General features: G+C 64.2%; 18 protein-coding genes. 4 read left to right on the top strand and 14 right to left on the bottom strand.

What is annotated here, in order from left to right; translation table 11 throughout:
- Positions 1-16: 16 nt before the first annotated feature.
- The 4 genes from P9217_RS14880 to P9217_RS14865 all read right to left on the bottom strand — a co-directional run bounded on the left by P9217_RS14880 (position 17) and on the right by P9217_RS14865 (position 7966).
- Positions 17-892: a transglutaminase family protein gene (locus P9217_RS14880; protein ID WP_278087151.1), complete on the bottom strand. Its 876-nt coding sequence runs from the start codon at positions 890-892 to the stop codon at positions 17-19.
- Positions 893-3304, bottom strand: coding sequence for a circularly permuted type 2 ATP-grasp protein (locus P9217_RS14875; RefSeq protein WP_278087150.1), 2412 nt, complete (start codon positions 3302-3304; stop codon positions 893-895).
- A gap of 6 nt (positions 3305-3310) precedes the next feature.
- Entirely contained in the window at positions 3311-6670 is a 3360-nt protein-coding gene (locus P9217_RS14870) for a transglutaminase family protein (protein ID WP_278087149.1), read from the bottom strand.
- Positions 6671-6775: 105 nt separating this feature from the next.
- Positions 6776-7966, bottom strand: coding sequence for an acyl-CoA dehydrogenase (locus tag P9217_RS14865; RefSeq protein WP_067002729.1), 1191 nt, complete (start codon positions 7964-7966; stop codon positions 6776-6778).
- Positions 7967-8072: 106 nt separating this feature from the next.
- Here P9217_RS14865 and P9217_RS14860 point away from each other — a divergent pair, with 106 nt between their 5' ends.
- Entirely contained in the window at positions 8073-8984 is a 912-nt protein-coding gene (locus P9217_RS14860; protein ID WP_278087148.1) for a LysR family transcriptional regulator, read from the top strand.
- Here P9217_RS14860 and P9217_RS14855 read toward each other — a convergent pair whose 3' ends face one another.
- The 8 genes from P9217_RS14855 to P9217_RS14820 all read right to left on the bottom strand — a co-directional run bounded on the left by P9217_RS14855 (position 8985) and on the right by P9217_RS14820 (position 19631).
- On the bottom strand, positions 8985-11306 hold the full coding sequence (locus P9217_RS14855) for a Tex family protein (RefSeq protein WP_278087147.1): 2322 nt from the start codon (positions 11304-11306) through the stop codon (positions 8985-8987).
- 123 nt (positions 11307-11429) lie between these two features.
- Entirely contained in the window at positions 11430-12608 is a 1179-nt protein-coding gene (locus P9217_RS14850; RefSeq protein ID WP_278087146.1) for a serine hydrolase, read from the bottom strand.
- Between the two features lie 30 nt (positions 12609-12638).
- Complete coding sequence (locus tag P9217_RS14845) at positions 12639-13835, bottom strand: serine hydrolase (protein WP_278087145.1); 1197 nt, start codon at positions 13833-13835, stop codon at positions 12639-12641.
- Between the two features lie 65 nt (positions 13836-13900).
- Positions 13901-14929, bottom strand: coding sequence for an extracellular solute-binding protein (locus tag P9217_RS14840; RefSeq protein ID WP_067002357.1), 1029 nt, complete (start codon positions 14927-14929; stop codon positions 13901-13903).
- Between the two features lie 47 nt (positions 14930-14976).
- The gene (locus P9217_RS14835) at positions 14977-15789 is read right to left on the bottom strand and encodes an ABC transporter permease (RefSeq protein WP_278087144.1); all 813 of its coding nucleotides are present in this window, start codon (positions 15787-15789) and stop codon (positions 14977-14979) included.
- On the bottom strand, positions 15782-16729 hold the full coding sequence (locus P9217_RS14830) for an ABC transporter permease (protein WP_082953946.1): 948 nt from the start codon (positions 16727-16729) through the stop codon (positions 15782-15784). Before P9217_RS14830 ends, P9217_RS14835 begins: the two co-directional genes overlap by 8 nt.
- On the bottom strand, positions 16729-17829 hold the full coding sequence (locus tag P9217_RS14825) for an ABC transporter ATP-binding protein (RefSeq protein WP_278087143.1): 1101 nt from the start codon (positions 17827-17829) through the stop codon (positions 16729-16731). The genes P9217_RS14830 and P9217_RS14825 overlap by 1 nt, the downstream gene beginning before the upstream one ends.
- Before the next feature lie 143 nt (positions 17830-17972).
- Complete coding sequence (locus P9217_RS14820) at positions 17973-19631, bottom strand: amidohydrolase (RefSeq protein WP_095823579.1); 1659 nt, start codon at positions 19629-19631, stop codon at positions 17973-17975.
- A 168-nt stretch (positions 19632-19799) separates the two neighbouring features.
- On the opposite strand from P9217_RS14820, the gene P9217_RS14815 reads away from it, so the two are divergent.
- From P9217_RS14815 to P9217_RS14805, 3 genes are all read left to right on the top strand, one after another.
- A complete protein-coding gene (locus P9217_RS14815) occupies positions 19800-20831 on the top strand; it encodes a histone deacetylase family protein (RefSeq protein WP_278087142.1) in 1032 nt (343 codons plus the stop codon).
- A gap of 411 nt (positions 20832-21242) precedes the next feature.
- Positions 21243-21953, top strand: a complete 711-nt coding sequence (locus P9217_RS14810) for a helix-turn-helix transcriptional regulator (protein ID WP_095777177.1) — start codon at positions 21243-21245, stop codon at positions 21951-21953.
- The gene (locus tag P9217_RS14805) at positions 21950-22720 is read left to right on the top strand and encodes a helix-turn-helix transcriptional regulator (RefSeq protein ID WP_067326107.1); all 771 of its coding nucleotides are present in this window, start codon (positions 21950-21952) and stop codon (positions 22718-22720) included. Before P9217_RS14810 ends, P9217_RS14805 begins: the two co-directional genes overlap by 4 nt.
- A 35-nt stretch (positions 22721-22755) precedes the next feature.
- Here the strand turns inward: P9217_RS14805 and P9217_RS14800 are convergent, their stop codons facing one another.
- Positions 22756-23193 carry a hypothetical protein gene (locus tag P9217_RS14800; protein WP_067002370.1) on the bottom strand — a complete coding sequence of 146 codons (438 nt, stop codon included), beginning with the start codon at positions 23191-23193 and terminating at the stop codon, positions 22756-22758.
- Positions 23194-23212: 19 nt separating this feature from the next.
- Positions 23213-24295 (bottom strand): flagellar biosynthesis protein FlhB, encoded by a 1083-nt coding sequence (gene flhB / locus P9217_RS14795; RefSeq protein WP_278087141.1) that lies wholly within the window; start codon positions 24293-24295, stop codon positions 23213-23215.

Genomic DNA, 24295 nt, shown 5'->3' with positions numbered 1-24295 from the left:
CACCGATCGTACGCCTTCAGGCAGCGACCGGGATGACGTCGACCGCCTGCTCGCCGATCTGGTCGCCGGTGGTTTTCAGGACGCCGACAATCGGCGCCACATCGGAATAGTCGCGGCCGTATCCCACCGTGATATGGTCGTTGCTCGCCCGCATGCCGTTGGTCGGATCGAATTCCTGCCAGCCGGCATCGCGCCCGCACCAGGCCTTGACCCAGGCATGCATGGCGTCGGCGCCTTCGAGCCTCGGCTTACCCTTGGGAGGGATCGTGCGCAGGAAGCCGCTGACATAACCGGCGGGGATGCCAAGCCCGCGCAGCCCGGCGATCATGATGTGCGAGAAATCCTGGCAAACCCCACGCTGAAGCGCAAAGGCATCGCTGGCGCGCGTCTGCACGGTGGTTGCCTTGCCGTCATAGGTGAAATCGCGGTGGATCCGATTGCAGAGATCGACCGCCGTGGCGATCGCCGAACCGGCGAGACTTTCCCGCGCATAGGCCGTGATTACCGGATCGATGCCGGCGTGGTTGCTGGCGGCGAGGAAGTGATGCGGCGCCTCGGCGGACAGCGAACGCACCGCGTCGAGTTCCCCCCTCAAGCCGTGAATGTCGGGAGAGACGTCGAGGCCGGCTTCCGGCCGCGACACCGACACACGAGCGCTCATCCTGACGTGGAGCTCCTCATGCGCGTCGCGAACGGCGATCGCAGTGACGTTGTTGCCGAAGAAATCGGAAAAATCCGCCCGCTCGGCCGGATTCGGCTGGAACAACAGCGAGGCGGCGATAACCCGCTGCACGCCAGTGATCGTCTGGGGCAGCACGCGCACCTGGTGCCTGCCGCCGCCGGCTGCGGCCGCATAGCCGTAATGAAGATGGAGCCTGATGTCGTAGAGCATTTATCCGAAATAGGCCTTGGCGAGACTGTTGTAGAGATCGCCGATCTGAATGGCGAGATCGTCGAGCACCTTCGCGGTCATGTCCTGAGGCTCCATCACGGCGAGCGCCGTGTTGAGCTGCAGGATTTCTTTCGCCGCGGGCGACATATGTCCCTCGCCGCCGACGGAAGGCAGCATGCCGATCTCGGCCTTGAGCCGCTCGAGCTGGAACAGGATCGAGCGCGGGTTGAGCGGATCGAGCGCCAAGAGGTCTATAACCGTGCGCCGGCCTGACTGAACCGGATATTGCCGGCGGTGGGTCATGACGCTGTCGCCGATCTCCAGCATCATGTCGAGTGCGCCGTCGGGCGCGTCTGCCTTTGTCAGCCTGGCTAGCGTGCGCCCGATCTGGATGCCACGTTCCAGTCGGCGGCCGATCTCCAGGAAGCGCCAACCGGTGAAGCGGTACATGTTCTCGTGCAGCAGCCCCGAGAAGCCCGCAAGCTTTCGCAGCATCACGGTCATCGCCCGCGTCGCGTCGTCGCCCGGAGCGACCGTCTCCGCGAATTTGTGGATGGTTTTCGACAGATCCTTCAGCGCCAGCCAGCCATCCGGCGAGAAGCGGTCGCGGATCTGGCCGGCGCTGTAGACGGCGCTGTCCAATGTGCCGATCAATCCAAGCGGGATCGCGGTTTCGACCTCGATGCCGAACGGTTCGAGATAGTCTCTGATGTCGGCGAGCAGCGGCATCTCGGGATCGGATGTCTCCGCCAGCCTGACGTGATAAGCGCGCAGCACCCGCACCGTGTCTTCCGAGCGCTCGATATAGCGGCCGAGCCAGGTCAGGTTTTCCGCGGCGCGGCTCGGCAGGCTGCCGGGCATGGTGCGGGTGAAGCCGTCGGTCTCCTGCGGCAGCAGCGTCTCCCGCTCGACAGGCCTGTCGCTGACCACCCAGACATCCGCCGCCTGACCGCCGCGCTGCATGGCCATCGCGGTCGGGTCGAGCGAGAAGCCGACGCGTGCAAAGCCGCCGGGCATCACCGTCCAGCCTTCGTGTGTTCGCGCTAGGTAGACGCGCAGGCTGGCGGGCCGCGGCTCCAAGCGGCCGCCGGCAAAGACCGGCGTAGTCGAGAGCGTGACCGCCTCCTGGCCGACGAAGCCAACCCCGTCGGCTTCGATCCGCGCGATAAGCTCTGCCCGCCCGCCGGCCGAAAGCGCCGAACCGAGCCTGGTCGCGCCATCGTCCTCGAAGGCAAGCCGTGTCGACAGCGCCGGGCCGACCACCATGCGGTCGATATTGGCCAGCACATGGTCGCGTTCGGCCTGCTGTCCGCACCACCAGGTCGCAATGTTCGGCAGCTTGAGTTCCTCGCCATGCAATTCCCGCGCGATCCGCGGCAGGAAAGAAAGCAGCGCCCGCGTTTCCGCCAAGCCGGAACCGAGCCCGTTGACGGCCGAGACGGTGCCGCGCCGGATCGCCTCGACCAGCCCCGGCGTGCCGATCTGCGAGTCCGGTTTGAGCTCCAGCGGATCGGCGAAAGCGGCATCGAGCCGCCGCCACAAAACGCCGATCGGCATCAAGCCCGAAACCGTGCGCACCATCAGCCGGCCGCCGGACACCGTCAGGTCCTCGCCTTCGAGCAGCATAATGCCGAGATAACGCGCGATATAGGCGTGCTCGTAATAGGTCTCGTTGAGCGGTCCGGGCGTCAGGATGGCGACGCGGCCGCCGGAATCCTTCGCCATGCCGTTCAGCGCATCACGGAAGCGGCGGAAGAAGCCGGCCAGGCGATGCACATGCAGCTCGCCATAGATGTCAGACAAGGCGCGCATGGTGGCAACGCGATTCTCCAACGCAAAGCCGGCGCCCGACGGCGCTTGCGTGCGGTCGCCCAGAACCCACCAGCGGCCGTCGGGGCCGCGGCCGAGCTCGAAGGCGACCATGTGCAGGAAATGGCCGCTGGCCGGACGGACGCCGACCACCGGGCGCAGATATTCCGGGCTCGCCGCAATCAGCCCCGCCGGCAGGATTCCCTTCTCGATCAGCCGGTTCGGCCCGTAAATGTCGGCCAGCATCGTCTCGAACAGGTCGGCGCGCTGGACGAGGCCGGCGCTGATCTCGGCCCATTCCTTCTCGTCGATCAGCAGCGGGACATGCGCCAGCGGCCATTCGCGCTCGTTGGCGCCGGCTTTGTCGTAGACGCGGTAGTAGACGCCGGCATCGCGCAGATATTGGTCGGCGCGGGCAAAGCGCTGTCCGAGCGCCTCAGCCCCCAGATCGTCCAGCGCTCCGATGAAGGACTGCCAGGCCGGGCGCGGATTGCCCGACGCGTCGACCATCTCGTCGACGACGCCTTCAATCGGCCGGTAATGCTCCAACAGGCTCTGCGCCCGCGGCCTGCCGCCCGCCCGTTTCTGATTCCCCTTGGCCATGCTCGATCAGAATCTCGCCGGTCGCCTGAGGTCAAGGGTCATGGGAAACTCTTCAGAACCTTGTTCTTCACGCAGCACATAGGCACCCGGCGTATGGCCGCGCGGCTCGAAGCGGGCCAGCCGCCGCGCCTCCGCCTCGTTGCCGTTGACCGGGAAGGTCTCGTAGTTGCGGCCGCCCGGATGCGCGACATGATAGACGCAGCCTCCCAACGAGCGGCCCGACCAGCGGTCGTAGATGTCGAACACCAACGGCGTGTTGACCGGAAGGGCCGGATGCAGGCCGGAGGCCGGCTGCCAGGCCTTGAAGCGCACGCCTGCCACCGCGACCTCTCTGCTGTCGGTCGCCTTCATCGGTACGATGCGGCCGTTGCAGACGACCGCGTGACGCTCCGGATTGAGGCCTTGCGTCCTCACCTGCAGCCGCTCGATGGACGAATCGACGAAGCGGACCGTGCCGCCGATCGCGCCTTGCTCGCCCATCACATGCCAAGGCTCCAGCGCCTGCCTGAGCTCCAGCTTGACGCCGCCATGCTGCACCTGGCCGCAGAACGGGAAGCGAAATTCGAGTTGGGCTGCGAACCATTCCGGGCGGAAGTCGAAGCCGTTGAGCTTCAGATCTTCCAGCACGTCGAGGAAATCCGCCCAGACATAATGCGGCAGCATGAAACGGTCATGCAGCGACGTGCCCCAGCGCGCGAAGCGGCCGTCGAGCGGGTTCTTCCAAGCCCGCGCGATGATAGCGCGGACCAGCAATTGCTGGGCGAGCGACATCCGGGCATTGGGTGGCATTTCGAAGCCGCGGAACTCGACCAAACCGAGCCGTCCTGTCGGACCGTCCGGCGAGAACAATTTGTCGATGCAGATTTCCGAACGGTGCGTGTTGCCGGTCACGTCGGTCAAGAGATTGCGGAACAGCCGGTCGACCAGCCACGGCAACGGCGCCTCGCCCTTGTCGGGATGCGGCACCTGGGCCAGCGCGATCTCGAGTTCATAGAGGGAATCATGCCGTGCGTCGTCGATGCGCGGCGCCTGGCTGGTGGGGCCGATGAACAGGCCGGAAAACAGATAGGAGAGCGATGGGTGCCGCTGCCATTGCAGCACCAGGCTCTTCAACAGGTCCGGCCGGCGCAGGAACGGACTATCGTTGGGCGTCGCACCGCCGACAACGACATGATTGCCGCCGCCCGTGCCGGTGTGACGGCCGTCGATCATGAACTTGTCGGTGCCGAGCCGCGACTGCCTGGCTTCCTCATAGATCGCCGTGGTCGTCGCGACGCATTCCCGCCAGTCGGCGGCCGGGTGGATGTTTACCTCGATGACGCCGGGATCGGGCGCCACGCGGATGACGTTGAGGCGCGGGTCGTGCGGCGGCCCATAACCCTCGATATGCACCGGCAGGCCGATCGCCTTGGCCGCGTTCTCGGCCGCCGCCACCAGCTCAAGATAGTCCTCAAGCGCCTCGACCGGCGGCATGAACACGCAGAGCCGCCCGTCACGAGGCTCGACGGTGAGCGCCGTGCGCACCGCACCGCCGATCTCGGTGATCTCCTGCTCGACGCGGTCCTGCTGGCCCGTTGTCGCGGTGAAGGACGCTGCCAGCTGGCGGCGCGCCATTTCTTCGGGGCCCTCAAGTTCTGCTGGGGCAGGTTCCGGCAAGAGAGCGTCGCGCGCCGGCAGCGTAGCGCGCGGCAGCGACGGATCGACCGGCACGATATAGGGGTACTGCGCCGGCGGCACGTAAGGCAGCGCGCCGAGCGGCAGCCGATAACCGACCGGGGAATCGCCCGGCACCAGGAACAGCCGGCCGCGCCGCGTCTTCCACTTTTCCGAACGCCAGCGCTGCCCGGCGGCCTGGCTGTTCCAGCGCTGCACCGGCAGCACATAGCCTGACGGCTTGGTCAGGCCGCGCTCGAACACACGTGCCATGCGGCTGCGCTCTTCCGGATCCTCCAGCTTCGAGTTGGACGGGTCGACATTATCCGGCAGCTTGCCTTCCTTGAGCAGCCATTCGGCCGGATCCTCATAGGCCTCGCCGACCATCGCCTTGTCGATGCCGAGCTCGACGGCGATCGCCGTGAGCAAGCTTGCGGCCTGCTCAGGCCCGACAGAGACGGTGCTCGTTTCGCGCGCGATCAGAGACGGGTCGCGCCAGACCGGCTCGCCATCGGTGCGCCAAAAGAGCGAGAAGGTCCAGCGCGGCAGGCTCTCGCCCGGATACCACTTGCCTTGCCCGTAGTGGAGGAAACCGCCCGGCGCGAAGCGCTCGCGCAGCCGGCGGATCAGCTGATCCGCCTTGTCGCGCTTGGTCGGCCCGACGGCCGCCGTATTCCATTCGGCAGCCTCGAAATCATCGATCGACACGAAGGTCGGCTCGCCGCCCATGGTGAGCCGCACATCCTGTTCCCGCAAAACCGCGTCGACCTTGTTGCCCAAGGCGTCGAGCGCCTCCCAGCTTTCATCCGAGAACGGCTTGGTGATGCGCGGATGCTCGGCGATGCGATCGACGCGCATGTCGAAGTCGAAATCGACATTGGCGAAGCTCGCCATGCCGGAGATCGGCGCGGCATTGCGGAAATGCGGCGTCGCCGCCAGCGGCACATGGCTTTCGCCGGTGAGCAAACCGGAAGTCGGGTCGAAGCCGATCCAGCCGGCGCCCGGAATATAGACTTCGCACCAGGCGTGCAGGTCGGTGAAATCGACCGAGGTTCCAGGCGGTCCGTCCAACGAGACGAGGTCCGGCTTCAACTGGATCAGGTAACCGGAGACAAAACGCGCTGCGATGCCGAGGTTGCGCAGGATCTGCACCAGCAGCCAGCTCGAATCTCGGCACGAGCCTTTGCCGGCGGCCAGCGTCTCCTCCGGCGAATAGACGCCGGTCTCCATGCGCACGATATAAGCGATTTCGCGCTGCAGCCGCGCGTTGAGGCCGACCAGGAAGTTGACCGTGTTTGTCGGACTGCGGTCGATGGTTTTCAGGAAGGCCGACAGCAACGGGCCGGCCGGCTCGGGCGTGCGGTATATAGCGAGGTCTTGCCTGATCTCTTCCGGGTACTCGAACGGGAAATTCTCGGCTGATTCCTCGACGAAGAAATCGAACGGATTATAGACCGTCATATCGGCGACTAGATCGACTTGGATCTTCAGTTCCGTCACCGGCTCCGGGAAGACGAAGCGGGCGAGGAAGTTGCCGTACGGGTCCTGCTGCAGGTTGACGAAATGGTTCTTCGGCTCGACCTTCAGCGAATGGCTGAGCACCTTGGTGCGCGAATGCGGCGCCGGCTGCAGCCTGATCACCTGAGGGCCGAGAACGACCGGCCGGTCGTATTTGTAATGGGTCAGGTGGTGGACGGCTGCCAGAATTGCCATGGTGCCCCGGGGAACGGCGTTTCAATCGCCGAACCCTGACATAAGTGCTGGGCATTCTCCAAGCAGAGATGTTGCGCTGCACCTAATTTAAGCAGCGTTGCCAGCTTAGAAAAACGCCTGAAGCCCCGTCTGCGCCCTACCCAGTATCAGCGCATGCACGTCATGCGTGCCCTCATAGGTGTTGACCGTCTCTAGGTTCTGGGCATGACGCATCACGTGATAGCCGATCTGGATGCCGTTGCCGCCATGCATGTCGCGAGCCTGGCGGGCGATGTCGAGCGCCTTGCCGCAATTGTTGCGCTTGACGATCGAAATCATCTCCGGCGCCATCTTGCCTTCGTCCATCAGCCGGCCGACGCGCAGCGAACCCTGCAGGCCGAGCGCGATCTCGGTCTGCATGTCGGCGAGCTTCTTCTGGAAGAGCTGTGTGCCGGCGAGCGGCTTGCCGAACTGCTTGCGGTCGAGGCCGTACTGCCGCGCGCGGTGCCAGCAATCCTCGGCCGCGCCCATGGCGCCCCACGAGATGCCGTAGCGCGCGCGATTGAGACAGCCGAAGGGTCCCTTCAGGCCCGAGACATTGGGCAGCAGCGCCTCCTCGCCGACCTCGACGCCTTCCATCACTACCTCGCCGGTGATTGAGGCTCGCAGCGAAAGCTTGCCGCCGATCTTCGGCGCCGACAGCCCCTTCAGGCCCTTTTCCAGCACGAAGCCGCGGATCTGGTTGTCATGCGCGGCCGACTTTGCCCAGACGACGAAGACGTCGGCGATCGGCGCGTTGGAAATCCACATCTTGGAGCCGGAAAGCCTGTAGCCGTTCGCCGTCTTCTCGGCCCGTGTCTTCATGCCGCCCGGATCGGAGCCGGCATCCGGCTCGGTGAGGCCGAAGCAGCCGATCCATTCGCCGGAGGCGAGCTTCGGCAGGTACTTCTTGCGCTGCTCTTCCGAGCCGTAGGCATGGATCGGATACATGACCAGCGACGACTGCACGCTCATCATCGAGCGATAGCCGGAATCGATGCGTTCGACTTCGCGCGCCACCAGCCCGTAGGTGACGTAATTGGCGCCGAGCCCGCCATATTCCTCCGGAATGGTAATGCCGAGCAGGCCCGCCTCGCCCATCTCGCGGAAGATCGAGGGATCGGTTTTCTCATCGGCATAGGCTTCCTCGATGCGGGGCGCTAGCTTGTCGGCGGCGAACGCCGCTGCGCCGTCGCGCACCATCCGCTCGTCTTCGGATAGCTGGTCCTCGATCAGGAAGGGATCGTTCCAGACGAAGGCGTTCTTCTCGGCGGCCATGAGGTGGGTCTCCCGGTAAAATCTTGGATGGCCCGGCTTATCCGCCTCCATCTGGAAAAAATCAAACGAAATTGCATCAAGCATCAATGAGCGATAGTAATAGATCATGAACGTTCAGCGCCGCCTCTTGCCAAACATCAGCGCGCTTGCCGCCTTCGAGGCGGTGGCGCGTCTCGGCTCCTTCACCGCCGCGGCCCGCGAGCTCGATCTCACGCAAGGTGCCGTCAGCCGGCAGATCAATCTGCTGGAAGAGCAGTTCGGGCGCCGGCTTTTCGAACGCGACAGCCGCAATGTCAGGCTGTCCACGGCGGGCGAAATCTACGCCGGCGCGGTGCGCTCAGCACTCGCGCAGTTGCGCGGTGCGGCGCTTGGATTGATGAGCAATCGGCATAGCGGTGTTCTCAACCTTGCCATCCTGCCGACCTTCGGCACGCGCTGGCTGATGCCGCTCATTCCGGATTTCGTCGCCCGTCATCCGGACATCACGATCAATTTCGCCACGCGCATTGGCCGCTTCGACTTCGCGCGCGAGCGGCTCGACGCCGCAATCCACCATGGCATGCCTGATTGGCCGGACGCTGATTGCACGCTTTTGATGCGCGAGACCGTGATGCCGGTCGCCGCGCCCGAATTCCTGGCGCAGCGGAAGGTCGCGACGCCGGCCGATATCGACCGCCTGCCGTTGCTGCACATGGCAACGCGTCCCGACGCCTGGAGCGAATGGTTCGAGCATCAGGAGCTCGACGCGCCGACCGGCCCCGGCATGCAGTTCGAGCAGTTCGGCACGGTCGCGCAGGCCTGCATGGCGGGGCTCGGCGTGGCGCTGCTACCACAAATCCTGATTGCCGGAGAATTGCAGCGTGGCCAGTTGGTGCCGGCGCCGGGCAAGCCGATGCAGAGCCGCAGTGCCTATTATCTCGTCGTGCCGCACGCCAAGCGCGGCCATCCGCCGGTTGCCAGCTTTCGCGACTGGCTGCGGGGCCAGGTTGAGAAGGAGCCGGCTGTTCTGGCGTGGTAGCTATTTCCGCTTCATCGCCTCGGCGAGCGCCGCGCCGAAAGCACCCTGCGCCGGCCGTTCGGGCTGGCGCTGCGGCGCCGGCGAGCGCGGGACCGGCTTACCGCCGCCGCTGTCGCGCTGGCCGACCCGAGGCGCCCCACCCTGGCCGCCATCCTTGCGCATCGAGAGGCCGATGCGATTGCGCTTGATGTCGACATCGACCACTCGAACTTTCACGACATCGCCGGCCTTTACCACCTCATGCGCGTCCTTGATGAAGCGGTCGGCCAGCTGCGAGACATGCACCAGCCCGTCCTGGTGCACGCCGATGTCCACGAAGGCGCCGAAGGCGGCGACATTGGTGACCGTGCCTTCGAGCAGCATGCCGGGCTTCAGGTCCTTGATGTCGTCGACGCCTTCGGCAAAGGTCGCCGTCTTGAAGCCCGGCCGCGGGTCGCGTCCGGGCTTTTCCAGTTCCGCGATGATGTCGCGTACCGTCGGCAGGCCGAAGCGCTCGTCGACGAAGACACGAGGGTCGAGTGCCTTGAGCGCGGCACTGTCGCCCATCAGCGCGCGCACGTCGCGGCCGCAGGCGGCGACGATCTTCTTTGCCACGCCATAGGCTTCCGGATGCACGGATGAAGCGTCGAGCGGCTCAGAGCCGTTCGGGATGCGCAGGAAGCCGGCGCACTGCTCGAACGCGCGCGGTCCAAGCCGCGCCACGTTCAGCAGATCGCGGCGCGTAGCGAACGGACCGCCGACGTCGCGATGCGCGACGATCGCTTCGGCAAGCGATGGCCCCAGTCCCGACACGCGCGCCAAGAGCGGCGCCGATGCCGTGTTGAGGTCGACGCCGACGGCATTGACCGCATCCTCCACCACCGCCTCCAGCGAGCGGCCGAGCCGGTACTGGTCGACATCGTGCTGATACTGGCCGACACCGATCGACTTCGGCTCAATCTTGACCAGCTCGGCGAGCGGGTCCTGCAGGCGCCTGGCGATCGACACCGCGCCGCGCAGCGACACGTCGAGGTCGGGAAACTCGGCGGCCGCCGTCGCCGAGGCCGAATAGACCGACGCGCCGGCTTCGCTGACGATCACCTTGATCGGCTTCGGCCCGCCGTCGGACGGCAGGCTGGCGAGCATGTCGGCCACCAGCTTCTCGGTCTCGCGGCTGCCGGTGCCGTTGCCGATCGAGATCAGCTCCACCTTGTGGAAGCGAATGAGCCTGGCAAGTTCCGCCTGCGTGCCGCGCACATCGTTCTTTGGCGGAAACGGATAGACGGTGGTCGTCGCCACCAGCTTGCCGGTACCGTCGACCACAGCCACCTTGACGCCGGTGCGGATGCCGGGATCGAGACCCATCGTGGGCCGGGAGCCGGCGGGCGCGGCGAGCAGCAGGTCCTTGAGGTTGCGGGCAAAGACATGGATGGCCTCGTCCTCGGCCCGCTCGCGCAGGTCGCGCATCAAATCAAGCGTCAGATGGAGCGATAGTTTTATCCGCCAGGTCCAGCCGGCCACTTCCATCAGCCAGCGGTCGCCCGGCAGGGTGCTACCAATCGCATAGGCGTTGGCGATCATCCGCTCGACCGGTTTCACCGGCGATTGATCGTCGGCATCGATTTCGAGGTCGAGCGACAGCACCTCTTCGTTGCGGCCACGCAGCATGGCCAAGGCGCGATGGCTGGGCACGTTCGCCCAGCGCTCGACATGATCGAAATAGTCGGAGAATTTCGCGCCCGCCTCCTGCTTGCCGTCGACGACCCTGGCGCGCAGGAAAGCGCGCTCCTTCATATAGGCGCGCAGCCTGCCGACCAGATCGGCATTCTCGGCCAACTGCTCCGACAGGATGTCGCGCGCGCCTTCGAGCGCCGCCTTGGCGTCGGGAACCTCCTCTGTGAGATAGGCTAGCGCGAGCTCGGCAGGCACCGCCGAACGGTCGGCGAGGATCGCCTCGGCCAGCGGCACCAGTCCACGTTCCCTGGCGATCTCGGCCTTGGTGCGGCGCTTCGGCTTGTATGGCAGGTAGATGTCTTCGAGCTCGGCCTTGGTGGTCGCCGCCGCGATTTTTGCCTCGAGGTCCTCGGTCAGCTTGCCCTGCTCACGGATCGAGCCGAGGATGGTGTCGCGGCGCGCATCCAGCTCGCGCAGATAGGCAAGCCGCTCGGAAAGGTCGCGCAACTGCGTGTCGTCGAGGCCGCCGGTGACCTCCTTGCGGTAGCGCGCCACGAAAGGCACCGTTGCGCCCTCGTCCAGCAGCCCGATTGCGGCTGCCGCCTGCTCCGGCCGCGAGCCGATCTCGGCCGCGATGATTGCTGCGATGCGCTTGATGTCCGATGCCATGCTGGTTCCTGCCGAAAAGAGCGGCGACAATAGGCCGGGACGACGGCTGCGCCAACCGCGCTGTCTCCACCCGACGGGAAAGCTCCACAGGAAAGAGCTGCGAGGAAAGACCAGCCGAACGGCTCAAACCGTCCGGCTCAGGGCCTCGAAGAAGGCGACGACATCGAGATCAAGCTGATCGTCGACCGGTTCCGGCTGCGACGACATCTTGGCGATGACCACCTCGTCGCTCGGGTTGACGTAGATCCACTGGCCGTGAATGCCGATGCCGCAGAAGGCGCCGCTTGGCGTGCCCATCTGGTACCATTTGTTGCGGTAGCGGCCCTTGGGGAAGAGGAACACCATCGTGCCGCGCCGCCAGGCTTCGTGGCTGCCGCCGCTGGCAACCGTGTCATGCACCCAGGTTTCCGGCACGATGCGGCGGCCATTGGCCGTGCCGCCCTGTCGCATCATTTCGCCGATGCGGGCAAGGTCGCGCGGCGTCATCGACATGCCGCCGGCGGTACGCGCCGTGCCTTCCATGTCGACCGTCACCGACATCTCGCTCGCGGCGGCCAGCGGCAGCCACAGTTTTTCGCTGAGCAAGTCGCTGACGCGTTTGCCGGATGCCCGCTCCACCAGGATGCCCAGCATATCCGAATTGGGTGAGCGATAACGGTAGGTCTGCCCATGCGGCTCGGCGAGCCGCGGCAACGTCAACAGAAACGCAGCGAGGCTTTCCGACCCGCCGCCCGGATTCCACAGTGTCGCGCGGCGATAGCGGGCGAAGGCGCTTTCCGGATCGAGATAGGCCTCCTCGAAGTCGAGGCTGACCGTCATGTCGAGCACATTGCGCACGCTCGCATCGCCATGGGCCGAGCTCTTGGCTTCGGGGATGTATTCTGTCACCGGCGCTTCCGGGTCGAACACCCCCTCGCCTTGCAGGATGCCGGCGAGGATCGCCGTCACCGACTTGCTGATCGAAAAGATGATATGGCGCTGACCGAACGCCATATGCGGCGCCGACCAGTCGCCGACCAGCCTGCCGCCCTTCAGGATCGTCAGCCCGTCAGTGTCGGAGCGCTTTAGGAAGGATTCGACTGTTTCGGCGCCCCCGGCCAAGGTGACTTTCTCCTCGAGCAGCGCGCCGAGCGATTTCACCTGTTCCTCGCCGCCGGGCGCGGCGGCAACGTGGACGCTCGGCACCAATTCGCCGACATTCTGGAACGACCATTGGCTGAACGGCCTCAGCCGCCAATTGTCGAGCCGCACATCCTTGCGGGCAAAGCCGTATCTTGTCTCGAACGCGGTGTTGCCGGTCACGATTGTCTCCCGGTCGTCCATTTCTGACTTTCAGCCTAGCGCGGCGGCTATGGCGTGCACGGCCTTAAGCGTCGCCACCGAATAGGCGGCGTTGAGGAAATCCGGATAGGTCGAAAGCTTCACGACGACCATCCTGTGCTCCCAGCTGATATGGATCATCTGGCCGAACACGCCCTTGCACATCAGTGCGCGAGAGCGTGGATCCTCGATCCAGAACTGGTTGCGGTAGCTGCCGTCCGGAAGGCTCGGGCTGAAGTCCGGTCCGTGCTTGCCGCTGCGCGTAGCCTCGATCCACTCGGCAGGGATGACCCCGCCGCCATTGTCGAGGATCAACTGGCCGAAGCGGCCATAATCGCGCAGCGTCGCGTTGAAGCCGCCGTCGGCCAGCGCATAGCCGGCGCTGTCGACGGTGAAACAGGCGCTCTCGTCGGCGCCGAGCTTTTGCCAGAGTTCTTCCGAGACCAGCTGCGCCAGGCGCTTGCCGCTCACCCGCTCCATGATGAAGGCAAGCACATCGGTCTCGATCGAGCGGTACTCGAAGGCCTCGCCATGTTCGCGGACCTTGTCCTTCAGCCGCAGGATCAGCTCGAACAGATGCGCGGGCCACCGGAAATCAGGATCGCTGCCCGGCGGGATCGGCTTCCAGCCGGTGGCGACATCGACCTGGCCGATCTCGGAATAGCGATCGGTGTATTCCTCGGAGAAGCGCACGCCCGTGGTCATGTCGAGCACTTGCTGCACGGTGGCCCCGGCCCAGGCGGTCTCGCCGAGCTCCGGAAGATAATCCGTCACCAGCCTGGCCGGGTCGATCAGGTCGCGCCCGACCAGGATGCCGAACACCGATCCCGTGACCGACTTTGCCATCGATTGCGACAGATGCAGCGTGCGCTCGTCCATGCCGTTGAAGTAGCGCTCATAGGCGACCGTGCCGTCCTTCAACACCAGGAAACCGTCCGTGTAGGTCTCGTCGAGCAAGCCGGCGAGCGTTGTCGGCCGGCCCTCGCTATCGGCCACGGTCAGGTCGTCGAGATCCACCTCGGCGCGCTCGAGCCGACGGCGATGACCTTGGCCGCGCCAGACCTCGACGGTCGGCAAAAACTCACGCACGTGCTGGAAGGCCCAGCGGTTCCACGGTCGCCGATCCCAGTCGAGCTTCGGCAGAGCCATGGCCGGTGGCGAGCCCTGCATGATCGGCGGCCGCGGATCGGAGTTGCGGTAAGATGTCATCAATCCTCCCTGCACATAAGAAAGGGAGGCCGGAGCCTCCCCTCCCTTCATGCGTTCCCGCTCAGTTACTTGCGCAGGTTGGTCCAGATCTTGTTGTAGATCTCCACCACATCTGGCGGGCACGGCGGCACGAATTCCGGCGTCGGCGAGCCGGCCGGCGGGCTGATTTCCGGCGAGTTGGCGAACTCTGCCGGCAGAAATTTGTGGCTGCCGGCGATGCCGTTGTCGTAACCGGCATACTCGGAGATCAGCGCCGCGTTCTCAGGCGCCATGACGAAATCCTGGAAGAGCTTGGCGTTCTCCAGGTTCTTGGCGCCCTTCAGCACCGCGACATTGTCCATCCAGCCCTCGATGCCTTCCTTCGGATAGGCATATTTGATCGCCGGGATCTTCTGACGCGAGCGGTAGGCCGCACCATTCCACTGTTCGGTCACGATCACGTCGCCGGAAGTGATCTTGGTGATCGTGTCGTAGCTGAAGGTCTTCCATGACGGCTTGGCGGCCATCAGTATGTCGTTGATCTTTTTCAGGCTGGCCTTGTCTGCGCCGCAGCGCGGCACGCCGGCATAGCGCTCGGCCGCGTGCATGACGGTGTTGACGTCGTCGAGCACGTTGATCTGGCCCTTCAGTTCGTCCGGCGGGTTGAACAGGATGGCCAGCGTGTTGATGTCGCCCTTGAACTTATCCGTATTGACGGAGAACGCCGTCGTGCCGAATTGCCACGGCGCGGTGTAATGGCGTCCGGAGTCCCAGTAGATATCGAGGAAGCGCGGATCGATGTTCTTGCCGTTCGGCATCGCGTTGGGCTCGGTCTTTTCGAGCAGGCCCTCCTCGATCATGATCTTCACGGTGTAGTCGGACGGCACGACGATGTCGTAGCCCGAATTGCCGGCGCGCACCTTGGACAGCATGGTTTCGTTGGAATCGTAGTCGTCCAGCGTCACCTTGACGTTGTACTGCTTTTCGAACTTCTCGATCAGCTTGGGGTTGGTGTAGTCGCCCCAGTTGTAGATATGCAATTCGCCGTCGGCGAGCGCCGGAACGGCCCATAACAGCACGGCCGCGGAAACGGCCGCCATCAGTTTTCCAGACATTTAATGTTCTCCTTGCCTTCCCATTGTTTTGTGTTGGAGCTCACGGATCATTTGGCGCGTCGCCGCGCGATCAGGAACGAGACCGAGACGAACACGATCGACACCAAAAGCAGGATGGTGGAGATGGCGTTGATCTCCGGCGTCATCGGCCGCCGGATCTGGTTCCAGATATAGAGGGGCAAAGTCGTCTGGCCGGGGCCGGCGACGAGCTGGGTGATGGTGAAATCGTCGAATGAGACGATGAAGGCGAGTGCTGCGCCCGACATGATGCCGGGAACAAGTAACGGCAGCGTGATGCGCTTGAAGGCCTTCCACGGCGTCGCGTAAAGGTCGGCGGCGGCATATTCCAGCGTCAGGTCCATGTCTTCCAGCCGCGCCCGGATCGGCATGTAGGCGAACGGAATGCAGAACACGGTGTGGGCGAGGATCAGATTGCCGATGCCGAAATTCAGCCCGAACGTGCCGGCGATCAGCGCGAAGAAGGAGAGCGTCGCCACCGCCGTGATGATTTCCGGCACCATCAGTGGCAGATTGATGACCATGAAGGCCGCCGCCAGCCCGCGCCACGGCTTCACTCTTGTCATGCCGATCGCCGCGAGCGTCGCGCACACGGTAGAGATTATCGTGGCGCTGATCGAGATGATCAGCGTGTTGCGGGCAGCGTTGTGGAATTCCTCGTTGCGCAATGCGCTGCCGTACCAGCCGAGCGTGACGCCCTCCCAATGCGTGACCAGCGAGCCGCTGTTCAGCGAGAAGATCATCAGGATCAGCACCGGCACGTAGAGCACCAGCAGGCAGATGACAGCAATCGAGCGGAAGCCCGGCTGCTCCTTGATGTCGATGCTGCGCGGCTCAGCCATGCTGCACCTTCCCTGACGTATTGCGGACGTAGAAGAACAGCGCCACCAGCACCGCGGCCATCAGGATCAGCGCCTGCGCGCAGCCGAGCGGCCAGTTGCGCCCCGATCCGAATTGCTGGGCGATGAGATCGCCGATCATCAGGTGGACGCCCCCGCCGAGGATCAGCGGCGTGACATAAGCGCCGAGCGCCGGGATGAAGACGAGCAGGCAGCCGGCGATGATGCCGGGCTTCGACAGCGGGATGATCACCCGCCACAACACCTGGCGGCGCGTCGCATAGAGGTCGTAGGCCGCCTCGATCAGCCGGAAATCGAGCTTCTCCAGGCTGGAATAGAGCGGCAGCACCATGAACGGCAGAAAGGCATAGAGCAGGCCGAGTTGGATTGCGAAATTGGTGTAGAGCATGGTGATCGGCTTATCGATCACGCCGAGCCCCAGCAGCGCGTTATTGATCAGCCCTTCGTCGCGGATGATGAACATGATCGCCAGCGTGCGGACCAAAAGGTTCGACCAGAACGGGATGGTGATCAGAAGCACCCACCAGTTGCGCTGCGCCGGCGGTCGCGTCGCCATGAAATAGGCGGTCGGAAATCCGAGCAGCAGGCAGATGATCGTCGTCACCACCGCGAACAGGAACGAGCGCAGATAGATGATCAGGAAGTCCGGCGTGAACTGCAGGGTGTCGTCGAAGATGTCGCGCTGGAACAGGAAGTTCAGATAGGCGTCGGTCGAGAACCGCCACTGCACGCCGCCATAGGGCGCGGCGGCCAGAAACGAATAGACGCAGATGATCAAAAGCGGGAGCACGCCGAAAATGCCGATGATGAGCAGCGCCGGCAGCGACAGCAGGCGGTTGCGTCGCGCGCCGGCTTTCACCGCCTGGGCTTCGAACAACGCGGCCTTGGAAGGCATGGTCGGGGAGAGCGTGGCTGTCGTCATCAGTCTTTCAGGACGCGCGCGGCGCCCTCCTCGAACTGGATGCCGACCTTGGCGCCGGTCTCGTAGGTCACCGGAGACGAGCGGCTGTTCTGGTGGCGCACGATGAAGTTCTCACCGCCGTCGAGCCTCACGTGGTAATGCGTATCGGTGCCGAAATAGACGATGTTGGAAAGCGTTCCAGCGATCGTGCCCTTGGTCGGATCGGGCACCAGGTCGGCATGCTCGGGACGCACCACCAGCGTCACCTCGCCTGTCGGATCGAAGCCCTCCGGATAGCCGGCGGCGATCGTCGCGTTGCTGGCGAATTTGACCGTGGCCGCCCCTGGCTTCTTCAACAACACCGTGCCGGCCAAGAAATTCGTCTCGCCGATGAAATCGGCGACGAAGCGTTCCGCCGGCTTGTCGTAGATGTCGCGCGGCGTGCCTACCTGGAGGATCTTGCCGGCCGACATCACCGCGATCCGGTCTGACATGGTCAGCGCTTCTTCCTGGTCGTGGGTGACGAAGATGAAGGTGATGCCGGTCTCGTGCTGCAGCCGCTTCAGTTCGATCTGCATCTCCTTGCGCAGCTTGTAGTCGAGCGCCGAGAGCGGCTCGTCGAGCAAGAGCACCTTCGGCTGTGGCGCGAGCGCCCGGGCGAGCGCCACGCGCTGCTGCTGGCCGCCCGAGATCTGGCTGGTGCGGCGCGCCTTGAGCGCCTCCATCTTGACCAGTTTCAGCATCTGAGCGACCCGTGCCTCGATTTCGCCCTTGGGCTTGCCGAGCATCTCCAGACCGAAGCCGATGTTCTGCGCCACCGTCATGTGCGGGAAGAGCGCGTAGCTCTGGAAGACGGTGTTGACGGGTCGCTTGAACGGCGGCAGCGGCGCGATGTCCTGGCCGTGCAGCATGATTTCGCCGGCGCTTGGGAAATCGAAGCCGGCAATCAGTCTCAAAAGCGTCGTCTTTCCGCATCCGGACGGGCCGAGCAGCGTGAAAAACTCGTTCTCGCGGATCGAGACGGACACCGTGTCGAGAGCGGCTACCTGGTTTTCACCGGTTCCAAATACTTTTCGTACGCCGCGAACTTCGATCGCGTTCTTACCCGGTTGTTCCGGCACGATTACCCCATTGAGAGAGCCTGCTCTTGGCGGCAGGTGCGTTCCTGTTTGATTGTCACCATAAGCCGACCGGCTTGGCAACTGCGGAGCTGCTACTCGTTTTTTTAACGCAATACCCATGCCAGCCTCAGGCCTAGTCAATCCTAAGCTTGGAAAGTGATCTTGCCGCCACAGATGGTGGTGACCGGCCGCACGGTGTGCAGCGCCTCCGGCGCCGTCTTCTCGATATCGGCCGACAAAACCACGATATCGGCGAGGTATCCGGGCTTCAGGCGCCCCTTGCGGTGTTCCATGAACTCGGCATAGGCGCCTTCGACCGTGTAGCCGGCAATCGCTTCATGCAGCGAGAAGCTCTGGTCCGGCAGGCCTTCTGCCCAAGGTTTGCGCAAGACCGCCGCCTGGATGCCCAGGATCGGGTCAACCGGCGAGACCGGCCAGTCGGATGCGAAGACGACCCGCGCGCCGGCATTCTTCAAGGTGCGCCAGGCATAGCTCAGCGGCCACTTATCATGGCCAATGCGCGAGATCGTCGGCTCCAGCGGGAAATTCATCGCGCCCGGCGGATGCGGCGGCTGCATCGAGGCGAGCACGCCGAGCTCGGCGAAACGCGGCACATCGGACGGGGTGATCACTTCGATGTGCTCGATGCGGTGCCGGCTGTCGCGCCTGCCGTTTTTCTTCGCTGCCGCCTGGTAACCGTCGAGCACGGCGCGCACCGCTCCGTCTCCGATCGAATGAACGGCGATCTGCAGGCCGCGCCTGTCGGCTTCGACCGCAACCTCGGCGAAATGCTCGGGGGAAAAAAGCGGCTCGCCGCGCCAGCCCGGACGGTCGGCATAATCGTCGACCATCACCGCGGTCCAGGAATCCAGCACCCCGTCGTAGAAGACCTTGACCATGCCGGACGACAGCCACTCGGAATTGTACGCCGCCGCCATGCGCGAGGCTTTTTCCAGCATGTCCAGCTTCATGAAATTCTTGAAGTGGAACGGGATCTTGGTGCGGCAGATGAGCCGTCCTTCCTCTTGCAGCCCGGCGAGCAGCTCGAGCTGGTAGAGGTTGCCGTCCATGTTCTGGATCGAAGTGATGCCGTGCTTTGCGCACCACTCGAGCCCGCGGTGCATGAGATCGCCGTCGGCGGCAAGCTCCGCTGCCGACGGATAGGGATCCGGCTCCGCACCTTCGAGGCCGAGCCGTGTCCGGTTCGCGCCGAAATGGTCGAGCACGGGACCGAACGCCTCGCCTTCGCGCAACTCGCCGGCGGCAAGTCCGTCCGCGCCCATGACGATTTCGTTGCCTGGTCCCACCTGCTTGCCATGCAGCAGGCCGGCCTCTTCCAGCGCCTTGGTGTTTGCCCACATCGTGTGATGGTCGGAGGCCGACATGGCGAAGGGCCGGTCGGGAATGATACGGTCGAGGTGATGGCGGGTCACCGGCTCGGGCAGGATCGCATAGTCTACACCGGCGCCGAGCAGCAGCCCGGCTTTCGGACGCTTCGCCGCAAAGCCCCGGATCGCGTCGCGAAGCGCGTCGAAGCCCTGCACGCCTGCCAGATGCAGATTGTCGAGCTCGGCCGCGCCGCCGAACAAATGCATGTGCGCTTCGATGAAGCCCGGCAGGACGGAGCCGCCCTGAGCATCGACGACACGAGTGGCAGGGCCTTTGCAGTCGCGGACGCTATCGCGATCTGCGATCGCAATTATCTTATCACCTTTGATGGCAATGGCCTGGGCGGCGGGGGTATCCGGATCCATCGTCAATATGCTGGCGTTCTCGACGATAAGATCGGCCGTTTGCGGCATCATTTTCTCCCATTTGTGCCTAGGCTAGCAGAGTATTGGCGTCTGGCAAGCCGTCCCATGCTGGCCCGAACGACAAACTGAAATGCCCCTTGGCGGCGCCGGAACTCTCTGCCACAAAGCTGTTTGAGGCCCCGAAACCAGAACTCGAACAGCGAGCCAACTCCCAAAATGAAGACAGTTTTTTCACCGCTTCACGCCGGTCACGCCGGCCAGATGGAATTGGTCACCTCGGCGATCGTGCCGAGTTTCGAGAAGCCCTCGCGGGCCGAATTCATCAAGGCAAGGGTGGAAAGCGAGAAGCTGGGGCCGATCATCGGGCCGGCCGAGCACGACCTTGCCGCCGCCAAGCGCGTGCATGAAGCGCACTACATCGATTTCCTGCCGACGGTTTGGCCGGAATGGGTCGCCGCCGGCTTCAAGGGCTCGGCGATGGGCTTCACCTGGCCGACGCGCGGCCTGCGCGGCGATGTCCCGCCGAAGCGCATCGACGCCCTGCTCGGCTACTATTCCTTCGATGCCGGCGCCACTTTCGTCGAAGGCACATGGAAGGCGATCAAGTCATCCTATGACGTCGCGCTGACGGCGGCCGCCCTGGTCAAGGGCGGCGAGCGGACCGCCTTCGCGCTCTGCCGCCCGCCCGGCCACCACGCCGGCGCTGCCTTCATGGGCGGCTACTGCTTCATCAACAACGCCGCCGTCGTCGCGCAATGGTTCCGCGACCAGGGCGCAAGCCGTGTCTCGATCCTCGATGTCGATTACCACCACGGCAATGGCACGCAGGAGATTTTCTATCGCCGCGGCGACGTCCAGGTGCTCAACCTGCATGGCGATCCGATGGTCGAGTACCCCTTCTTCCTCGGCCATGCCGACGAGCGCGGCGAGGATGAAGGCGAAGGCTTCAACGTCAACTACCCGATGCCCTTCGGCACCAACTGGGACGGCTGGAACGCAGCGCTGGAAGACGCCTGTGCCAAGCTTGCCGCCTATGCGCCGGACGTGGTCGTGGTCTCGCTCGGCGTCGACACCTTCGAGAAGGATCCGATCAGCCAGTTCAAGCTGAAGAGCGAAGACTATCCCAAGATCGGCCGCCGCATCGCCAAGCTCGGCCTGCCGACGCTGTTCGTCATGGAAGGCGGCTACGCGGTTGAGGAAATCGGCATCAACGCCGTCGGCGTGCTGACCGGCTTCGAGGACCGCTGAGCCATATCTGATCAAACGGACGCGCTTCCGCCTGCAACGGACGTCACCGGGAAATCGGCTCGATTCAGCTCTGAAGCCACCCCCAAGCAACGCGATGAGCAGCCGCTGAGTCGCAACAAGAGTCCAGCGGATTCGATTTTGTCAAATCGCGTTTGATGTCGGATTCATCTACGGGTAGATTAGACCCGAATCAGCCGGTCCACGGGGGGCGCGGCGACCACCCAAAGTCTCAAGTTCCGGCGTCCTGCCGGTACCAGACGCGGACGGCTTCGCGTTCCCTGTAAGGATTCGGCTCGGTTGGGCGCTGTGCGCGCCCGTGGGTGTGTCTTCGTAAACGTGACGCGTTTCGGGTCCGAGCGCTGGCCAATGCCAGCACCGGGCGCAAGGATCGATTCCGGTCAGAATATCAAAATGAGCAGTCCCGCCGCGCTTCTTCATTCCGACGCTTCAGGCTCGCGCCTGGCGTCGCGCGGCGATCTCACCAGTTTCTTCATGCAGCTTTCAGCCGATATCGGCGCCGACAGCTATATGTTGGTCGCCATGGTGCACGATCAGGATCGAAACGACGCGCGTATCGTGTCGTCGAACTGGATTTTCGACGCCATCGAGTTGATCGGCAAGCGGCTGATTGCCAATCTCGCGCTCGGCCCGCTGACGGCAGCGCCGGGCGTGCGCCCCAAGCCATTGGTCGCGGCGCATGCGCCCGACGCCGGCGCGCTACTGAGCGGCGAGGAAGCGCGGCTGCTCGATGTGCTCGGCCACGCCGAGATCTATTCGCTGAGGTTGAATGTCGGCCGCCAGCGCCTTTTCGTGCTGTTTTCCGCCGCCGAGCCCGCCAAGATCGACCTTACGGCCTTGATGAAGGCGCAGCTGAAATGCTGCTACGCGTTATCCAGCATCCCGCAATTGATCGCCGCGGCATCCATGCAGGATCCGCTGTCGGACCGCGAGCGCGAATGCCTGTTCTGGGTATCGGAGGGCAAGACCACCGACGAGGTGGCCCTCATCCTTGGCGTCTCGTCGAACACCGTCAACAGCTACATCACGCATGCCATCCAGAAATTCGCGGCTTCGAACCGCGCGATGGCGATTGCGACCGCTATCAGGAGCGGCATCATTTGAAGCACGCACAGATCAAAGAGGCCGCTGCCGCCCTTTTCAACGAGCAGCGCAATCCGTTCGGCGCCTTCTCGCTCGGATCGGAGACGCATCACGCGGTGACCATTCCGGACGCCGTGCGCCGCTGCCGCTGGATCGCGGTCGATATCAACGCTTCTGGTTTCGGACTGTTCTTCGTCAGCCCCTCGCTGGAGCGAGCGCGCCTCGTCGCCTGCTTCGATTCCGATTATCCGTCGACCGGCCTCACCACCAAATTCATCTCGGGCGCCAGCGGCGAGGAAATGGTGCGCCACAGCCGCATCTCGACGACGCCGCGCTGGTGGGCCGACAGCGGCATGGCCGTTTCGCAGCAGAGGTTGGAGAGCCTGGCATGGTCCGAACCGACCGCGCCGCTGGCGCCCGGCACCGACGGCATCGCCTTTCCGGTGCATGCGGAGCGCGGCCAGTGCGGGCTGGTCGTCTTCCTGGGGCCGGACATGACCCTTTCGGACGACACGCTATGTGAAATCCACGCGCGCTGCTTTGCCCTGTTCGCGTCGGTCGCCCGCATCCGTCCAAGCGAAACCGGCAGGACGCGCGCCATTTCCAAGCGCGAACTCGAATGCCTGAAGCTGACCGCCAACGGCAACACCAGCGAGGAGATCGCGAAGCTCCTGAAACTGTCGGTGCACACCGCCAACCAGTATCTCACCCAGTCGACGCAGAAGCTCAACGCTGTCAACCGCAACCAGGCAGTCGCGAAGGCGCTGCGCCTTGGCCTGATCGAGTAGCTCGCCCAGGCCAGGCGCCGAGACCTGAAACATCGTCAGGGAAAAGCGAGCGGCTCGGTCCTCCGGATGCGCGCCTCGTCGATCGCGTCCTCGAGCAGGGCGGTGTTGTGCTCCGGCGTCTCGCCCGGCTTCTCGAAAGAGACGTAATTGACGATCACGGACGTGCCCTGCCCGGTCAGCATCAGTTGGAAATAGACGGTTACGCCGCGCGGCCGAAGCTCGAGATCGAGCACGATGCGCGGGCTGCCGCTCCAGTCGACATGCGCTTCGCCGCCATGACCGAGCCTGAGCGTGCCCGGCTGGAAATAGAGCTCCGCAGCCGAGTCCACCAGGTCCGACAGGCAGGCGAAATGCTCCAGCCGGATGAAGGCGATATAGTCAGCGACCTCGATCAGGCGCAGCTCGCCCACCACGTCCTGGATGGCATTGGCGACGATCTGCTCGCGTGAATTGGCGTGTGGTTGCCGGTTCATGGATAGAAACAGCGTCCGATCATTGGGTTACTTTTCGCTCGGCCTTCTTCGAGTAGACGATCCGCACCAATTCGGCGACGGCCTGGTAGAATTGCGACGGGATCACGCTATCAACTGAAACTTGCTTGTACATGGAGCGGGCAAGCGCCACATCCTCGAAGATCGGGATGTTGTTCTCTCTCGCGATCTCGCGGATTTTCAGCGCCACCAGATCCTGGCCCTTGGCGAGCACCAGCGGAGCGGAGTCCTCTTCGCGCACATATTTCAGCGCGATGGAATAGTGGGTCGGATTGGCGATGACGAGCGTCGCGCGCGGCACCGCCGTCATCATGCGCCGCCGCGCCCGGTCACGCGCCAGCGAGCGCAGGCGCGACTTCACGATCGGATCGCCTTCCGACTGCTTCAGCTCGTCTTTCACTTCCTGCTTGGTCATGCGCAGGTCGCGCCGCCAGTGGAAGCGCGACCAGACGATGTCGGCGACCGCGACCGCCCCCATGACGAAGACGATCGCCACCAATATGTCGACGAAGATGCCGCGGATGACCATGCCGAACGACACCGGGTTGGTGATCATGCCGGCGAGCAGCCTGCGGTGATCTTCCGACAGCGTGAAGGCGAGCACGGCGATGGCGAAGGCAAGCTTGGCCAGCGACTTGGCGAATTCGACAAAGCCCTGCACGCCGAACAGGCGGCTCCAGCCCTTGGCGATCGAAATGCGCGACAGCTGCGGCCGGATCCGTTCGCCGACGAATCGCGGGATGTTCTGGAACACCGAAGCGCCGACGCCGGCGACCACCAGCAGCACCAGCAGGCTGACGACGGCGCGGCCGATTTCGAACAGCACGGTCTTGTAGAGCTCGATGACGTCGGTCTCGGTGTCCATCGGCCAGGCTTCCGGCTTTTCCAGGAACATGGCGAGGAACATGCCGAGATTGACGATGGCGTCCTTGGCGTAAAAGACGCTGAACACCAGTATGGCGAGGAAGGAAGCGAAGATCGCCGTCTCGCGCGAGTGAGGCAGCTTGCCCTGCTCGATCGTGTCGCGGATCTTCTTTTCTGTGGCTTCCTCGGTTTTGGAATCCTTGTCGACCGCCTCAGCCAT

Source organism: Mesorhizobium sp. WSM4989 (assembly GCF_029625795.1).
In the GTDB taxonomy this organism is placed as follows: domain Bacteria; phylum Pseudomonadota; class Alphaproteobacteria; order Rhizobiales; family Rhizobiaceae; genus Mesorhizobium.
Note: the sequence above shows the minus strand (reverse complement) of the source record. Positions and strands in the feature narration are given on the sequence as shown.

Bases quoted from the DNA above. Each gene is read 5' to 3' on its own strand.
- P9217_RS14880 (WP_278087151.1), bottom strand. From the start codon at position 892: ATGCTCTACGACATCAGGCTCCATCTTCATTACGGCTATGCGGCCGCA.
- P9217_RS14875 (WP_278087150.1), bottom strand. From the start codon at position 3,304: ATGGCCAAGGGGAATCAGAAACGGGCGGGCGGCAGGCCGCGGGCGCAG.
- P9217_RS14870 (WP_278087149.1), bottom strand. From the start codon at position 6,670: ATGGCAATTCTGGCAGCCGTCCACCACCTGACCCATTACAAATACGAC.
- P9217_RS14865 (WP_067002729.1), bottom strand. From the start codon at position 7,966: ATGGCCGCCGAGAAGAACGCCTTCGTCTGGAACGATCCCTTCCTGATC.
- P9217_RS14860 (WP_278087148.1), top strand. From the start codon at position 8,073: ATGAACGTTCAGCGCCGCCTCTTGCCAAACATCAGCGCGCTTGCCGCC.
- P9217_RS14855 (WP_278087147.1), bottom strand. From the start codon at position 11,306: ATGGCATCGGACATCAAGCGCATCGCAGCAATCATCGCGGCCGAGATC.
- P9217_RS14845 (WP_278087145.1), bottom strand. From the start codon at position 13,835: ATGACATCTTACCGCAACTCCGATCCGCGGCCGCCGATCATGCAGGGC.
- P9217_RS14840 (WP_067002357.1), bottom strand. From the start codon at position 14,929: ATGTCTGGAAAACTGATGGCGGCCGTTTCCGCGGCCGTGCTGTTATGG.
- P9217_RS14835 (WP_278087144.1), bottom strand. From the start codon at position 15,789: ATGGCTGAGCCGCGCAGCATCGACATCAAGGAGCAGCCGGGCTTCCGC.
- P9217_RS14830 (WP_082953946.1), bottom strand. From the start codon at position 16,729: ATGACGACAGCCACGCTCTCCCCGACCATGCCTTCCAAGGCCGCGTTG.
- P9217_RS14820 (WP_095823579.1), bottom strand. From the start codon at position 19,631: ATGCCGCAAACGGCCGATCTTATCGTCGAGAACGCCAGCATATTGACG.
- P9217_RS14815 (WP_278087142.1), top strand. From the start codon at position 19,800: ATGAAGACAGTTTTTTCACCGCTTCACGCCGGTCACGCCGGCCAGATG.
- P9217_RS14810 (WP_095777177.1), top strand. From the start codon at position 21,243: ATGAGCAGTCCCGCCGCGCTTCTTCATTCCGACGCTTCAGGCTCGCGC.
- P9217_RS14800 (WP_067002370.1), bottom strand. From the start codon at position 23,193: ATGAACCGGCAACCACACGCCAATTCACGCGAGCAGATCGTCGCCAAT.
- flhB (WP_278087141.1), bottom strand. From the start codon at position 24,295: ATGGCTGAGGCGGTCGACAAGGATTCCAAAACCGAGGAAGCCACAGAA.